Annotated in this window: 13 protein-coding genes; 4 read left to right on the forward strand and 9 right to left on the reverse strand. The window is 71.3% G+C overall.

Annotated features, from left to right (window positions below):
- Window positions 1–92: 92 nt before the first annotated feature.
- The 3 genes from OG959_RS25365 to OG959_RS25375 all read right to left on the reverse strand — a co-directional run bounded on the left by OG959_RS25365 (window position 93) and on the right by OG959_RS25375 (window position 2377).
- Entirely contained in the window at window positions 93–650 is a 558-nt protein-coding gene (locus OG959_RS25365; RefSeq protein WP_326662016.1) for a hypothetical protein, read from the reverse strand.
- Window positions 651–917: 267 nt separating this feature from the next.
- Window positions 918–1586 (reverse strand): YdcF family protein, encoded by a 669-nt coding sequence (locus OG959_RS25370; RefSeq protein ID WP_326662018.1) that lies wholly within the window; start codon window positions 1584–1586, stop codon window positions 918–920.
- Entirely contained in the window at window positions 1583–2377 is a 795-nt protein-coding gene (locus OG959_RS25375; RefSeq protein ID WP_326662020.1) for a GntR family transcriptional regulator, read from the reverse strand. The genes OG959_RS25370 and OG959_RS25375 overlap by 4 nt, the downstream gene beginning before the upstream one ends.
- Window positions 2378–2740: 363 nt before the next feature.
- Between OG959_RS25375 and OG959_RS25380 the strand changes: the two genes are divergently transcribed.
- Window positions 2741–3016, forward strand: coding sequence for a hypothetical protein (locus OG959_RS25380; protein WP_326666595.1), 276 nt, complete (start codon window positions 2741–2743; stop codon window positions 3014–3016).
- Window positions 3017–3020: 4 nt separating this feature from the next.
- Here the strand turns inward: OG959_RS25380 and OG959_RS25385 are convergent, their stop codons facing one another.
- Genes OG959_RS25385 through OG959_RS25400 form a run of 4 tightly spaced genes read right to left on the reverse strand, consistent with a single transcriptional unit; the run spans window position 3021 to window position 8871 of the window.
- Window positions 3021–4187 carry an acyl-CoA dehydrogenase family protein gene (locus OG959_RS25385; protein WP_219569530.1) on the reverse strand — a complete coding sequence of 389 codons (1167 nt, stop codon included), beginning with the start codon at window positions 4185–4187 and terminating at the stop codon, window positions 3021–3023.
- Window positions 4188–4194: 7 nt separating this feature from the next.
- The gene (locus OG959_RS25390) at window positions 4195–5172 is read right to left on the reverse strand and encodes a hydroxymethylglutaryl-CoA lyase (protein ID WP_326662023.1); all 978 of its coding nucleotides are present in this window, start codon (window positions 5170–5172) and stop codon (window positions 4195–4197) included.
- The gene (locus OG959_RS25395) at window positions 5169–7256 is read right to left on the reverse strand and encodes an ATP-binding protein (RefSeq protein ID WP_326662025.1); all 2088 of its coding nucleotides are present in this window, start codon (window positions 7254–7256) and stop codon (window positions 5169–5171) included. Before OG959_RS25395 ends, OG959_RS25390 begins: the two co-directional genes overlap by 4 nt.
- 7 nt (window positions 7257–7263) lie before the next feature.
- Entirely contained in the window at window positions 7264–8871 is a 1608-nt protein-coding gene (locus tag OG959_RS25400; RefSeq protein ID WP_306070148.1) for a carboxyl transferase domain-containing protein, read from the reverse strand.
- Between the two features lie 133 nt (window positions 8872–9004).
- Here OG959_RS25400 and OG959_RS25405 point away from each other — a divergent pair, with 133 nt between their 5' ends.
- Window positions 9005–9628, forward strand: coding sequence for an SACE_7040 family transcriptional regulator (locus tag OG959_RS25405; RefSeq protein WP_219569532.1), 624 nt, complete (start codon window positions 9005–9007; stop codon window positions 9626–9628).
- A gap of 73 nt (window positions 9629–9701) precedes the next feature.
- A complete protein-coding gene (locus OG959_RS25410; protein WP_326662028.1) occupies window positions 9702–10481 on the forward strand; it encodes a phosphatase in 780 nt (259 codons plus the stop codon).
- 16 nt (window positions 10482–10497) lie between these two features.
- On the opposite strand, the gene OG959_RS25415 is transcribed toward OG959_RS25410, so the two are convergent.
- Complete coding sequence (locus OG959_RS25415) at window positions 10498–11475, reverse strand: helix-turn-helix transcriptional regulator (RefSeq protein ID WP_326662030.1); 978 nt, start codon at window positions 11473–11475, stop codon at window positions 10498–10500.
- A gap of 63 nt (window positions 11476–11538) precedes the next feature.
- Between OG959_RS25415 and OG959_RS25420 the strand changes: the two genes are divergently transcribed.
- Entirely contained in the window at window positions 11539–12711 is a 1173-nt protein-coding gene (locus OG959_RS25420) for an epoxide hydrolase family protein (RefSeq protein ID WP_326662032.1), read from the forward strand.
- Here the strand turns inward: OG959_RS25420 and OG959_RS25425 are convergent.
- The gene (locus OG959_RS25425; protein ID WP_326662034.1) at window positions 12708–13709 is read right to left on the reverse strand and encodes a cation diffusion facilitator family transporter; all 1002 of its coding nucleotides are present in this window, start codon (window positions 13707–13709) and stop codon (window positions 12708–12710) included. The genes OG959_RS25420 and OG959_RS25425 overlap by 4 nt on opposite strands.
- Between the last annotated feature and the right edge of the window lie 29 nt (window positions 13710–13738).

The raw sequence follows: 13738 nt of genomic DNA on the forward strand, positions 1-13738 counted from the left end.
GGCCGGTCCGGCCGTAGGGGGCCCGATTTCCGCGCCGTTGCGCCGACGCCGTCGGTATCCGCTCGAGGTGCCGACGCAGCGGTGTCGCGTGTTCAGGAATCCGACGAGTCCGCAGAGGTGAATCCGGTCTCCGGCGGGGTGCCCGGCCGGCCGCTCGACAACAGGATCAGCCCGCACAAGCCACCTACCAGCCAACTGGCCATCATCCACATGTCCCAGCCGAAGCCCAAGGTCACTGTGAAGGCGACCGCCGATGCCGTGAGAACGGCAAGAGCCGTACGCCCCAGGACGTTGCCGGCATCCCACTCGCGGCGCAGCACTCCGGAACGCCGCCAGGTTCTCAGCAGGACGGCACCGACGACCGCCGCCTCCGCCACGACGAACCAGGCGGGAGCCGGTGGCAGATCGCCCGGCCCCGCCCTGCCGCGCCACACGTCCATGAGTCCGCTGACCAGGACGACCGGGCCGATCAGGGCGAACACGCCTGCCAGCATGCGGAGGAAGCCGACGCCCAGCGGCGGCTCCCCGGCACCGCTGAACGGCGTGGCGGCGTGGGAATACGCGTGAAAGCGATGGGCGGCTCCCCGGAAATCGGTCGCGATGATCCAGCCGAAGGCCGTCGCGACCACCCCCCAAGCGATGGGGAACATCACGGTCCTCCTTCATGACGCCCTTTTGCCCGGCCGGTGCTGGCGGCGGGCACGGCCGTCACGCTATGCCGGGTTCGTCAGCTCGCGACATGCCGGACTCCGGCAACGTGCGTGCTCGTAGGATGCCGTAACGACGCCACGGCGCGGGGTGGACGCCGCGACGCGGCCGTCTACCGGGATTCCGAGTTCCGCCGAGCCTCGCGGCGTCTCCCGCTTCTGCCACGCCGGGCCCGCAGCCGTCGAATCCTGACGAGGTGTACGGACGCCTCAGAAAGGCGTACCGGTGCCGTCCGCGACCAGCCGGCTCGTGAAGCCCGCTCGGCGCAGCCGCTCGTACGCGGCGGTCACCTCGTCGGGAACGGGGTCGGCGGCCATGAAGCCCTGAGCCGGGTAGATCATCAGGCGCTGCAATGCGCCGACCAGCATGTCGATGACCATGCGGTCGTCCTGGATGGACGCCAGGTACTCCTTGAACGTGACAGGGGCCGACGCACTCACGAACTCGACTCCCGGCCACAGTTTGCGCGCGGTGGCGTGGACGCGCCGTTCCTCGTACGGCTTGCTGACGAGCAGCACGGAAGAGACCACGACACCGGCCTCGTCGAGCAACGCACGGGAGAAGCTGATGTTCTCGCCCGTGTTGCGGGCACGCGGTTCGGTGAGGAGGGCGCTGTCGGGGACGCCGAGTTCGAGAGCCCGTTCCCGGTAGTGCACGGCTTCGCCACGGGGCATGCGTGCACGCGTGGTGCAGCTGGTGGCGCCGGTGAAGACGATGAGGGGCGTCATGCCCCGTTGGTAGAGATCCACGGCCGCATCCGCGACCCCGAGGTCATGGCTTCCGAGCCCGATCGCGACCGAGCAGGGGCGTGGATCGTGGTGCATCAGGTGGTGGTCCCAGACGAGTTGGGCATCCGAACGGGACTGAGTGGAGATCAACGTGGCTCACCCTCGCCGTGGGACGAGTCCGGAACCTCGAAGTCGTACGACCATCTGAAACGTGAGGCCGCGTGCACGCCTATCGCGAACTCCACGACGGTTCCGTCGGCCGTGTACGCGGTCCTGTGCAGTTCGACGACCGGTTCACCGCTGGGCAGCATGAGCAGCTTGGACTCCTCGGGGGTCGGGATGCGCGCGAAGAGCTCCTCTCGCATGCGGTCGATCTCGTAACCCGCGTCGTACAGCACGCGAAAGCCGCCGCCGCGGCCCGCGGGGCCCGGAGCGGGATCGACGATGCGGGTCCCTTCTACATGCTCGGGACGGTAGTAGCTGGTCAGTGCATGCGTCGGCTGCCCGGCCTCCTTCACGAGCCGTGCGCGGGCGTACACGAAGGAGCCGGGGGCCAGTCCGTGCGCGACAGCGGCGGCGGGTGGGGCCTCGACACGTGCCACGGTCTGTGTTTGGTCGTCGCGGTTGTGGGTGCGCCCGGAGGCCACGCGGTCCGCGATGAAGGCCACCTCGTCGCCGTCGCGCCACTTGACCTTGTCGTACCGGTCGATGCCGAGGCGCTTGAGCGGGGGCGTCTGCCGTACGACGGTGCCGTGCCCGCGCGACGAGGTGACCAGCCCTTCTGCCTCCAGGGCCTTGTATGCCGCGTGAACCGTGGACTTGGAACCTTCGCCCGCCTCGACCAGGTCTCTGATGTGCGGCAGCCGCTGCCCCGGTGCGTAGGCGCCGTTTCGGATCTGGTCGGCCAGCCTGTCCGCCAGCTCTCGCCACTTGGGTGCCATGCGCAACTCCTCTCGCCAGCTCTCGAGAGGCAGTCAAGCACAGTCCCAAGACTGTTGACAGTCTCGGGACTATGGTCCACCATCAAGTTTTGGGGTCGCAGTCCTAGGACTGAAGGGATTACTCAATGGTCGGTGCGGGTCGACTGAGAGGTGTCGTGGCATGACGGACGCCGGTAGGGCGCGGCAGAGGCTGTCGCAGCTGACAGGGAGATTCGGGACAGATGGTGTCCTCATCGTTCCCAAGGCCGACCCCGGAGCGGAGGGTGCCGACATGGTGCCCGGTGCAGCGCTTCGCTGGCCGCCGTGCGAGTGCGGGCACTCGCTCTGCCTCGACTATGTGGATTTGGAGGGTGAGGCGTGAGCATGCCGTCCGGTCCGACGGAAATCCGGATCGGGATGGTCGTGTTCGACCGGGCGCATGACATGGTCGGCGTCGTTGACGCGTTCGTGGGTCAGATAGTCACGCTGTCGCGCCCCACCGGTGTCTCCTGGCAGAGTCGATGGGCATCGGTTCGGCCCGGTACGGCGTACGAGCATCGGCAACTGCGGGCGATCACCGCGCTCTGGAAGCAGCAGCACAAGGGTCTGCCGGGGCGCGGACGGGGCGGAGCCGGTCCCGTCACCGGCTCCGCCCCGTGATCCGTCAGGCCGACATGCCCAACTCCCGCGCGATCAGCATCCGCTGCACCTCGCTCGTGCCCTCGCCGATCTCCAGGATCTTGGAGTCGCGCCACATCCGCGCCACCGGGTACTCGTTCATGAAGCCGTAGCCGCCGTGGATCTGGGTCGCCTCGCGGGCGTTGTCCACCGCCACGGTCGAGGAGTACAGCTTGGCGATGGCCGCCTCCTTCTTGAACGGCTCGCCCGCCAGCAGGCGGGACGCCGCGTCGCGCCAGCCGATCCGGGCCATGTGGGCCCGCATCTCCATGTCCGCGATCTTGAACTGGATCGCCTGGTTGGAGCCGATCGGCTTCCCGAACGCGTGCCGCTCGGCGGCGTACTTCACCGACTCGTCCACACAGCCCTGCGCCAGGCCCGTCGACAGCGCCGAGATGGCGATCCGGCCCTCGTCCAGGATCCGCAGGAACTGCGCGTAGCCGCGGCCCTCCTCGCCCAGCAGGTTCTCCAGCGGGACGCGGACGTCCGAGAAGGAGAGCTCGCGGGTGTCCGAGGCGTTCCAGCCGACCTTGGAGTAGGGGGCGGCGACCGTGAAGCCGGGGGTGCCGGACGGCACGATGATCGACGAGATGAGCGGGGCGCCGTTCTCCTTGCGGCCGGTCACCGCCGTGACCGTGACCAATTCGGTGATGTCGGTGCCCGAGTTGGTGATGAAGCACTTGGAGCCGTTGATCACCCACTCGCCCGTCGCCTCGTCGCGCACCGCCGTCGTCCGGGTGCCGCCCGCGTCCGAGCCGCCGTCCGGCTCCGTCAGGCCGAACGCGCCGAGCGCCTCGCCCGCGCAGAGCTTCGGCAGCCACTGCCGCTTCTGTTCCTCCGTGCCGAAGCGGAACACCGGCATCGCGCCGAGCGAGACCCCGGCCTCCAGGGTGATCGCCACCGACGAGTCGACCCGGGCCAGCTCCTCCAGGGCGATACCGAGGGCGAGATAGTCGCCGCCCATCCCGCCGTACTCCTCCGGGAACGGCAGCCCGAACAGGCCCATCCGTCCCATCTCGCGCACGATCTCGTACGGGAACTCATGGCGCTCGTAGAAGTCGCCGATCTTCGGCGCGACCACGTCGTGGGCGAACTCCTCGACGGTGCGGCGGAGTTCCTCGTGCTCGGCGGTCAGCCGGTGGTCCAGGGACATCGGGGGATCACTGCTCCTTGTGGGACTGTGTTTGTTGCACCGAGAGCGCGCGGACGGTACGGGACGGGCTCGGTCGGCCCAGGTGTCCGGCGAGCCACACGCTCGTGGCGGTGAGCTCGTCGAGGTCGACCCCGGTCTCGATGCCGAGGCCGTCGAGCATCCAGACCAGGTCCTCCGTGGCGAGGTTTCCGGTCGCGCTCTTCGCGTACGGGCAGCCGCCGAGGCCCCCCGCGGAGGCGTCCACGGTGGACACGCCGTGCTGGAGCGCGGCCAGCGTGTTGGACAGGGCCTGGCCGTACGTGTCGTGGAAGTGCACCCCGATCGTGTCGGTGTGCACCCCCGACTCGTTCAGCGACGACAGCAGGGTCTGTACGTGGCCGGGCGTCGCGACCCCGATCGTGTCGCCGAGCGACAGCTCGTCGCAGCCGAGGTCCATCAGCGCCCTGGCGACCCGGACGACCTGGTGGACCGGGACGGGGCCCTCCCACGGGTCGCCGAAGCACATCGACAGGTAGCCGCGCACATGCACCTTGTCCGCCTTGGCCCGGGCCACCACGGGCTCGAACATGGCGAGCGACTCGTCGATCGTGCGGTTGAGGTTGCGCGCGGCGAAGGTCTCCGTCGCGGAGCCGAAGACGGCGATCCGGCGGGCGCCGAGCGCCAGGGCCCGGTCCAGTCCCCGCTCGTTCGGCACGAGGACCGGCAACGCCACGTCGCCCACATCCCCTATGTCGCCGAGCATCGGGAACAGCTGCTCCGCGTCGGCCAGTTGGGGAACCCACTTGGGATGGACGAAGCTCGTCGCCTCGATCGTGCCGAGGCCGGCGACCGCGAGCCGGCGGATGAACTCCGCCTTCACCTCGGTCGGCACGACCGCCTTCTCGTTCTGCAGCCCGTCACGGGCGCCGACCTCGTGGATACGGACCCGTGCGGGCAGGTCCGGTGCGGCCACGGTCATCGGCAGGGTGCGGTCGGTGCGCGTCATGCTTCCTCCCCGGTGGTGGTGGCCAGCGGCACGACCACGGCCAGTACCTGGTCCATGGCCACCGTGGTCCCGGCGGTCACGTCGAGTTCGGTCACGGTGCCGGCGTGCGGGGCGGAGATGACGTGCTCCATCTTCATCGCCTCCACGACGAGGAGGCTCTGCCCGGCCGCGACCTCGTCCCCGACGGCCACCTTCACCACGGTGACCGTCCCGGGCATGGGCGCGGCGAGCGTGTCCGCACCGGAGCGGGCGGCGCCGGACAGCGACGCCTCCACCGGGTCGTGATCCCGGACGTGCCAGGCGTCGCCGTCCCGGCCGAGCCAGTGGCCATCCGGGGAGGTGGCGTACGCGAACGAGTGGGTGACACCGGCGAGTTCGAGCGTGATCCGGCCCCCGTCGACGGACAGGGTCCTGGCCGACTCCGCGCTGCCGGGCAGCGGGCCGAGGGGGCCGCAGGTGCCGGAGGCGGGGAGCGGTGGCCGGGCGCCCTCCCCGACGTGGCCGAAGGTCAGCTCAGCGCCCGCGCCGCACGGCCGCAGGCCCACCTGGACCGGGTCGTGGCCGGGGATCCGGAAGTGCCGCACCGTACGCGCCGGGGTGCCGCCCAGGCGCCAGCCGTCACCGGCCGAGAAGGGGTCGGTCCAGACATCCGTGCGGGCCGGTCCGGGGGAGTGCTGCCGCAGCAGCGCCGCGGTCGCGTACACCTCCTCCGGTACCCCGTCCGGGACCAGCGCGTCCACCTCGCGCTCCACCAGGCCGGTGTCCAGCTCGCCCGCCACCACGGCCGGGTGGCCGAGCAGCCGGCGCAGGAAGCCCGCGTTGGTCGGGACGCCGAGGACCACCGTGTCCGCGAGCGCCGCCCGCAGCCGGCGCAGTGCCGTCGCCCGGTCGGGGCCGTACGCGATCACCTTCGACAGCATCGGGTCGTACAGGCTGCCGACCTCGCCGCCCCCGGCGAGCCCCGAGTCCGTGCGCACCCCGCCGCCCTGTGGTTCGTGCAGCGCCAGCACGGTGCCGCCCGAGGGCAGGAAGCCGCGGGCCGGGTCCTCGGCGCAGATCCGGGCCTCGACCGCGTGACCGGTGAGGGTGATGTCTGGCTGGGCGTACGGGAGTCGTTCGCCGGATGCGACGCGCAGCTGCCACTCGACCAGGTCGAGGCCCGTGATCAGCTCCGTCACCGGGTGCTCGACCTGGAGGCGGGTGTTCATCTCCATGAAGTAGTACGAGGCCGGGTCGTTGCCCGGGACGATGAACTCCACCGTCCCCGCGCCGACATAGCCGCAGGAGCGGGCGGCCTGGACGGCCGCCTCGCCCATCGACGCGCGGGTCTTCTCGTCGAGCAGGACCGAGGGCGCCTCCTCGATGATCTTCTGGTGGCGGCGCTGGAGCGAGCACTCGCGTTCGCCGAGGTGCACCACGTTGCCGTGGCCGTCCGCCAGCACCTGGATCTCGATGTGGCGCGGCCGGTCGATCCACCGCTCCACGAGGAGGGTGTCGTCGCCGAAGGAGGCGCGCGCCTCGCGCCGGGCGGCGGCGATCTCGTCCGCGAGCAGCGCCGCGTCGCGTACCAGCCGCATGCCCTTGCCGCCGCCGCCCGCGGAGGGCTTGAGCAGGACCGGCATGCCGATCTCATGCGCCGCTTCGGCCAGTTGGCCGTCGGTCAGCTCGCTCCCGGAGGAGCCGGGCACCACCGGGACGCCGGCGGCGGCGACGGTCTCCTTGGCCCGGATCTTGTCGCCCATCAGGGCGATGGCGGCGGCGGGCGGCCCGATGAAGACCAGTCCCGCGTCCGCGCACGCCCGCGCGAAGCCCGCGTTCTCGGCGAGGAACCCGTAACCGGGGTGGACGGCCTGGGCGCCCGTGCGGCGGGCGGCCTCCAGGAGCCGGTCCACGGAGAGGTAGCTCTCGGCCGCCGGTGCGGGGCCGATCCGTACCGCCGTATCGGCCTCCCGTACATGCCGGGCGTCCGCGTCCGCGTCGCTGAAGACGGCGACGGAACGCACGCCCAGCTCCCGCAGGGTCCGGATGACCCGGACCGCGATCTCGCCGCGGTTGGCGACGAGAACCGTGTCGAACATCGTCATCAGTTCCTCACATCCGGAAGACGCCGAAGCCGGCGTCGCCCAACGGGGCGTTGGCGCACGCGGTCAGGGCGAGCCCCAGTACCTGCCGGGTCTCCATGGGATCGATCACGCCGTCGTCCCAGAGCCTGGCGGTGGCGTAGTACGCGTTGCCCTGGGTCTCGTACTGCTCGCGGATCGGGGCCTTGAAGGACTCCTCGTCCTCGGCGCTCCAGTCGTCGCCCAGCTGGTCGCGCTTGACCGTGGCGAGGACGGACGCGGCCTGTTCGCCGCCCATGACGGAGATCTTCGCGTTGGGCCACATCCACAGGAAGCGGGGTGAGTAGGCCCGGCCGCACATGGAGTAGTTGCCCGCGCCGTAGGAGCCGCCGACCACCACGGTCAGCTTCGGGACGCGCGTGCAGGCGACGGCGGTGACCATCTTGGCGCCGTGCTTGGCGATGCCGCCCGCCTCGTAGTCGCGGCCGACCATGAATCCCGAGATGTTCTGCAGGAAGACCAGCGGGATGCCGCGCTGGTCGCACAGCTCGATGAAGTGCGCGCCCTTCTGGGCGGACTCGGAGAACAGGATGCCGTTGTTCGCGACGATGCCGACCGGGTGGCCGTGGATGTGCGCGAAACCGGTGATCAGCGTCGTGCCGTACTCCGCCTTGAACTCGGCGAAGCGCGAACCGTCGACGACCCGGGCGATCACCTCCCGTACGTCGTAGGGCGTGCGCGAGTCGACCGGGACGGCGCCGTACAGACCGGCGGGGTCCACCTTCGGCTCGTCGGCCGGCTGTACGGACCACGGCAGCGCGCCCCGGTCCGGCAGCGTGGCCACGATGTTCCGCACGATGCGCAGCGCGTGCGCGTCGTCCTCCGCGAGATGGTCGGTGACCCCCGACGTACGGGAGTGGACCTCGCCGCCGCCCAGTTCCTCGGCGGTCACGACCTCACCGGTCGCCGCCTTCACCAGCGGCGGACCGCCGAGGAAGATCGTCCCCTGGTTCCGGACGATCACGGCCTCGTCGCTCATCGCGGGGACGTACGCCCCACCGGCGGTACACGACCCCAGCACCGCCGCGATCTGCGGGATCCCGGCCCCGGACATCCGGGCCTGGTTGTAGAAGATCCGCCCGAAGTGCTCCCGGTCGGGGAACACCTCGTCCTGCATCGGCAGGAAGGCACCGCCCGAGTCCACCAGGTACAGACACGGCAGCCGGTTCTCCAGCGCCACCTCCTGGGCCCGCAGGTGCTTCTTCACGGTCATCGGGTAGTACGTGCCGCCCTTGACGGTCGCGTCATTGGCGACGATCACGCACTCGCGGCCGCTGACCCGGCCGATCCCGGCGATCACCCCGGCGGCCGGCGCGGCGCCCCCGTACAGCCCCTCGGCCGCCAGCGGGGCCAGCTCCAGGAAGGGGGAGCCCGCGTCGAGCAGGGTGTCCACCCGTTCCCGGGGCAGCAGCTTGCCGCGCGCCACATGCCGGGCGCGGGCCTTCTCACCCCCGCCGAGCCTGGCCGTGGCGAGCCGCTTGCGCAGCTCGTCGGTGAGCGCGTGATGCGCCGCCTCGTTGGCCTGCCAGGCCTCCGAGGCGGGATCGGCCGCGCTCGCCAGCACCGGTGCCTGCTGCATCCTGTCGAGCCCCCTTGCCCGTACCGCAGTGTGACGACCTCGGCCCCGTCCGTAGCGGGGGGAGGTTGTTAGTGAGCGTTAACGTATCCCATAGGTTAACGACCGCTAACGCACCTGTCTAGAATGACTGTTCATGAGCACCCATGCCGCCGCCCGCGTCGCGGCTCCCACCCGCCGCGAGCAGATCCTCAAGGAGGCCGCCCGCCTCTTTGCCGAGCGCGGCTTCCACGGGGTCGGCGTCGACGAGATAGGTGCCGCCGTCGGCATCAGCGGCCCCGGCCTCTACCGGCACTTCCCGGGCAAGGACGCGATGCTCGCCGAACTGCTCGTCGGCATCAGCGAGCGGCTGCTGGCCGGCGGGCAGCTGAGGGTCTCCGAGGACGCCTCCGGTGACAGGTCCCCCGAGGCGCTCCTGGACGCGCTCATCGAGGGCCACATCGACTTCGCCCTCGACGACCGCCCACTGATCACCCTGCACGACCGCGAGCTGGACCGCCTGCGGGACACCGACCGCAAGAGGGTCCGCCGGCTCCAGCGCGAGTACGTCGAGGTCTGGGTCGCCGTCGTCCGCGACCTCTACCCCGCACTCCCCGAGCACGAGGCCCGTGCCACCGTCCACGCCGTGTTCGGCCTGCTCAACTCCACCCCGCACCTCGGCCGGCCCGGCGCGCTGCCCGGCCGCACCGACACGGCGGCGCTGCTGCACCGCCTGGCGCGGGGGGCCTTCGGCGCGGCGGGGGAGCCGAAGGCCGTCTGAGCGGCGGCCGGACCCGCCGCCCACCCCTCAATACGCCCGGCACGCTGCGCACATCCCACGGCACAATGGGTTCATGCCGATACCCAGCCGCGCCGCCCTCGTCGACCACCTCGTCCGTACGCGCATAGCGGGAGACGTCGCGACCCCGCGCGACAACAACCTCTCCCACTACCGCAAGCTCGCCAACGGCGACCGCCACTTCTGGCTGGGTCTCGAGCTCGGCGACCGGTGGCGCGACGAGCAGGACGTCCTGGCGGTCATGGCCGAGAGATGCGGCGTCAGCGACGACCCGGAGCACCGGTTCGGCCAGGACACCATCGACCCCGAGCTCACCGTCGCCGCCCTGGACCGGGCCGCCGCCCGGCTGCGGAAGGCGGCCGACGGGACGGAGCGGGTGCTCTTCGCCACCGGTCACCCGGGCGGGCTCCTGGACGTCCACCGGCAGACCGCCGCCGCACTGCGGGCGGCCGGCTGCGAGATCATGGTCATCCCGTCCGGGCTCACGGCCGACGAGGGCATGGTCTTCCAGTTCGCGGACGTCGCCGTGCAGGAGCGGGGCGCGACCCTCTGGCACACCCACTCCCCGGCCCCGATGGCCGCGATCCTGGACGCCCTGGAACGGGAGGGGCGCCCCATGCCCGACCTGGTCGTCGCCGACCACGGCTGGGCCGGGTGCGCGGCGCAGCGCGGACTGGACGCCATCGGCTACGCGGACTGCAACGACCCGGCCCTGTTCCTCGGGGAGGCCGAGGGCACCCTCCAGGTGGCCGTCCCGCTGGACGACCACGTGCTGGACCCGAGGTTCTACGACCCGATGACGGAGTACCTGCTGGACGCGGCGGGGCTGCGCTGACCCCGGATGCCGGGGATCAGGACCCGTCCGGCGGTACGGGGGTGGCGCGGGCGTACCGCGCGGCGAGCCCGCGCAGGTGGTCCACCAGCTCGGCGGGCTCCGTCACCGTGAAGTCGTGACCGAGCAGCCCGAGATGGACGGCGAGGCCGTCCAGCGAGTCCGCTCCCGTGGCCAGCACACAGGTGTGCTCGTCGACGGCCTCCACCACGCCCACCGCCGGGTTGATCCGCTCCAGTACGGCTGCCGCGGGCGCGTGCACCGTGACCCGTGCCCGGTGGCGCCAGGCCGCCGCCGACGCCTTGCCCGCGACGTAGGCGGCGGCGTCCCCCTCAGGGTCCTCGCGCGGCGTGAAGCGCGGGCCGGAAGGTGTGCGCGGCGTGATCCGGTCGACCCGGAACATCCGCCAGTCGTCGCGATCCACGTCCCACGCGACGAGGTACCAGCGGCGCCCCCAGTTGACGACGCGCTGCGGCTCGACCAGCCGACGGGTCGGCGTCCCCGCATGGTCCCGGTAGTCCAGCCGGAGCCGTTCGCGGTCCCGGCAGGCCGCTGTCAGCGTCATCAGGAGTTCGGTGCCGATGCCCGGATCGGCGCGGTCGGCGGGGACCGGCACGGTGTAGTCCTGAAGGGCCCGCACCCGCCGGCGCAGCCGCGACGGCAGCACCTGCTCCAGCTTGGCCAACGCCTGGAGCGAGGTCTCCTCCATGCCCGGCATCGCGCTCCGCGCGACCGTGCGCACGGCGATCGTCACCGCGACCGCCTCGTCGTCCTCCAGCAGCAGCGGCGGCATCGCCGCCCCGGCGGCCAGCCGGTAGCCGCCGGCCGATCCCCGGGTGGCGTCCACCGGGTAGCCGAGGGTGCGCAGCCGCTCGATGTCGTTGCGTACGGTGCGGCCGCTCACCCCCAGCCGTTCGGCGAGTTCGGTGCCCGGCCACTCGCGCGGCGACTGGAGCAGGGACAGCAGTCTGAGCAGGCGTGCGGAGGTTTCCAGCATGGCCCGAACACTGCTCCTTCATTAGGAACGAAGCTTTCCTGATGCCATCCTAGAGTTCTGGTCATGGAGAACAGCAGCGCCACCGCAGCCCGCACCGCCCAGGACACCGCCGCCACGGAGATCCGCCCCTTCCGGATCGAGATCCCGCAGGCCGACGTCGACGACCTGCGCAACCGCCTCGCCCGCACCCGCTGGAACACCGGCCTGCCCGGCGTCGAGGGCTGGACACGGGGTGTGCCCGCCGACTACCTGACGGGCCTGGCCGCGTACTGGGCCGACGGTTTCGACTGGCGTGCGGCCGAGGCCCGGCTGAACGAGTTCCCGCAGTTCCTCACCGAGATCGACGGGCAGGACATCCACTTCGCCCACGTCCGCTCGGCGAAGGCCGACGCCCCCGCCCTGCTGCTGATCCACGACTGGCCCGGCTCGTTCGTCCAGTTCACCGACGTCATCGAACCGCTCTCACGCGACTTCGACGTCATCGTCACCTCCACCCCCGGCGTCGGCTTCTCCGGCCCGCTCACCTCGACCGGCTGGACCACCGGCCGGATCGCCGCGGCGTTCACCACTCTCATGGACCGGCTCGGCTACGCGCACTACGGCGTCCAGGGCAACGGCGGCGGCGCCTGGATCGCCGCGGAGATGGGCCGTCTCGCCCCCGAGGCGGTCACGGGCATCCATGTGAACGGCCTGGTCACCTTCCCCTCGGACGACCCGGCGGACTTCGCAGGCCTCACCGAGTCCGAACAGAGCCGGCTGGAGCGCCTGCAGGACTTCCGCGACGACAAGATGGGCTTCAACGCCATCCAGTCGACCCGCCCCGAGACCCTGGCGTTCGGCCTGCACGACTCCCCGGTGGGGCAGCTGGCCTGGATCACCGAGAAGTTCAAGGAGTGGACCGACCCCGCGAACGAGCTCCCCGAGGACGCCGTCGACCGCGACCAGCTGCTGACCAACATCAGCGTGTACTGGTTCACCGGCACGGCCGGCTCATCGGCGCACCTCTACTACGAGATGGCCCACGACCCCTCCGCCTGGGCGCCGAAGGACCGCGGCACCGTCCCGACCGCCGTGGCCGTCGCCCTGCCGGCCGACGTCGCGATCCGCCGGTTCGCCGAGCGCGACCACCACGTGGTGCGCTGGACCGAGTTCGACCGCGGCGGCAACTTCCTCGCGATGGAACAGCCCGAGCCGCTGACCAAGGACATCCGGGAGTTCTTCGCCGGCCTCGGTTAGAACTCGGGCGGTTCCTCGCCGGGCCCGGCCGCCGGATGTCCCCCGGCGGCCCGGGCCCGGCGCCGCTGTTCCAGACCCGGTGTCGGGTCCAGGTACACCCGGCGGATCGACGGATAGCGCTCCCGCAGCTGCTGCTCCGCCTCCTCGCAGGCCCACTCGACCTGTTCGGCACTGGCCACGTCCCGGAAGTCGACCTTCGCGGCGATCAGGATCTCGGTCGGTCCCTGGATGAGCGTGGTCAGTTCCAGTACGTCGATGATGTGCGGCACCGAGAGCAGTTCCTCGCGCACACCTGCCCGCATCGACTGCGAAACCGGCCGCCCGATCAGCAGCTGCGCGTTGGACCGGCCGAGCACCCAGGCGACGTACACGAGCAGCGCGCCGATCAGGATGGACGCGATGCCGTCCCAGACCCCGGAACCCGAGAGCTGGCCGCCGAGCAGCCCGCCCGCGGCCAGCAGCAGACCCGCCAGCGCGGCCGAGTCCTCCATCACGACGGCCTTGACCGCGGTGTCCGGGGTGAGCCGGAAGTAGCGCTTGGCGGGAGTGCCCAGCCGGTCGGCCTCGCCGCGGACCTGCCGGAGCCCGGTGCGCAGCGAGAAGCCCTCCAGCAGGAAGGCGACGGCGAGCACGATGTACGAGATGAGCGGGTCGCCGAGCTCCTCGCCCGCGACCAGGGTGTGGATGCCGTCGTAGATCGAGAAGACCGCGCCGCCGACGAACGTGGCGACGGAGGCCAGCATCGCCCAGATGTACCGCTCGGGCCCGTAACCCAGCGGATGCTCCTCGTCGGCGGGCTTCTCGCTGCGCTTGAGGGCGGTGAGCAGCAGCACCTCGGTGACCGTGTCGGCGACGGAGTGGGCCGCCTCGGAGAGCATCGCGCTCGATCCGCTGATCAGCCCGGCGACGGCCTTCGCCACGGCGATGCCGAGGTTGGCCGCCGCCGCGACGATGACGGTGAACGTGGACTCCCCACCAGCAGACTTCTCGTCACTCATGGTGGGGAGTATGTCGGAATCGGCGGGCC

The sequence above is a fragment of the Streptomyces sp. NBC_00385 genome (assembly GCF_035917155.1).
In the GTDB taxonomy this organism is placed as follows: domain Bacteria; phylum Actinomycetota; class Actinomycetes; order Streptomycetales; family Streptomycetaceae; genus Streptomyces; species Streptomyces poriferorum.

What these genes read in the sequence shown, in the direction of transcription:
- OG959_RS25365 (WP_326662016.1), bottom strand. Translation starts at nt 650, where the DNA reads ATGTTCCCCATCGCTTGGGGGGTGGTCGCGACGGCCTTCGGCTGGATC.
- OG959_RS25375 (WP_326662020.1), bottom strand. Translation starts at nt 2,377, where the DNA reads ATGGCACCCAAGTGGCGAGAGCTGGCGGACAGGCTGGCCGACCAGATC.
- OG959_RS25380 (WP_326666595.1), top strand. Translation starts at nt 2,741, where the DNA reads ATGCCGTCCGGTCCGACGGAAATCCGGATCGGGATGGTCGTGTTCGAC.
- OG959_RS25385 (WP_219569530.1), bottom strand. Translation starts at nt 4,187, where the DNA reads ATGTCCCTGGACCACCGGCTGACCGCCGAGCACGAGGAACTCCGCCGC.
- OG959_RS25390 (WP_326662023.1), bottom strand. Translation starts at nt 5,172, where the DNA reads ATGACGCGCACCGACCGCACCCTGCCGATGACCGTGGCCGCACCGGAC.
- OG959_RS25395 (WP_326662025.1), bottom strand. Translation starts at nt 7,256, where the DNA reads ATGACGATGTTCGACACGGTTCTCGTCGCCAACCGCGGCGAGATCGCG.
- OG959_RS25400 (WP_306070148.1), bottom strand. Translation starts at nt 8,871, where the DNA reads ATGCAGCAGGCACCGGTGCTGGCGAGCGCGGCCGATCCCGCCTCGGAG.
- OG959_RS25405 (WP_219569532.1), top strand. Translation starts at nt 9,005, where the DNA reads ATGAGCACCCATGCCGCCGCCCGCGTCGCGGCTCCCACCCGCCGCGAG.
- OG959_RS25410 (WP_326662028.1), top strand. Translation starts at nt 9,702, where the DNA reads ATGCCGATACCCAGCCGCGCCGCCCTCGTCGACCACCTCGTCCGTACG.
- OG959_RS25415 (WP_326662030.1), bottom strand. Translation starts at nt 11,475, where the DNA reads ATGCTGGAAACCTCCGCACGCCTGCTCAGACTGCTGTCCCTGCTCCAG.
- OG959_RS25420 (WP_326662032.1), top strand. Translation starts at nt 11,539, where the DNA reads ATGGAGAACAGCAGCGCCACCGCAGCCCGCACCGCCCAGGACACCGCC.
- OG959_RS25425 (WP_326662034.1), bottom strand. Translation starts at nt 13,709, where the DNA reads ATGAGTGACGAGAAGTCTGCTGGTGGGGAGTCCACGTTCACCGTCATC.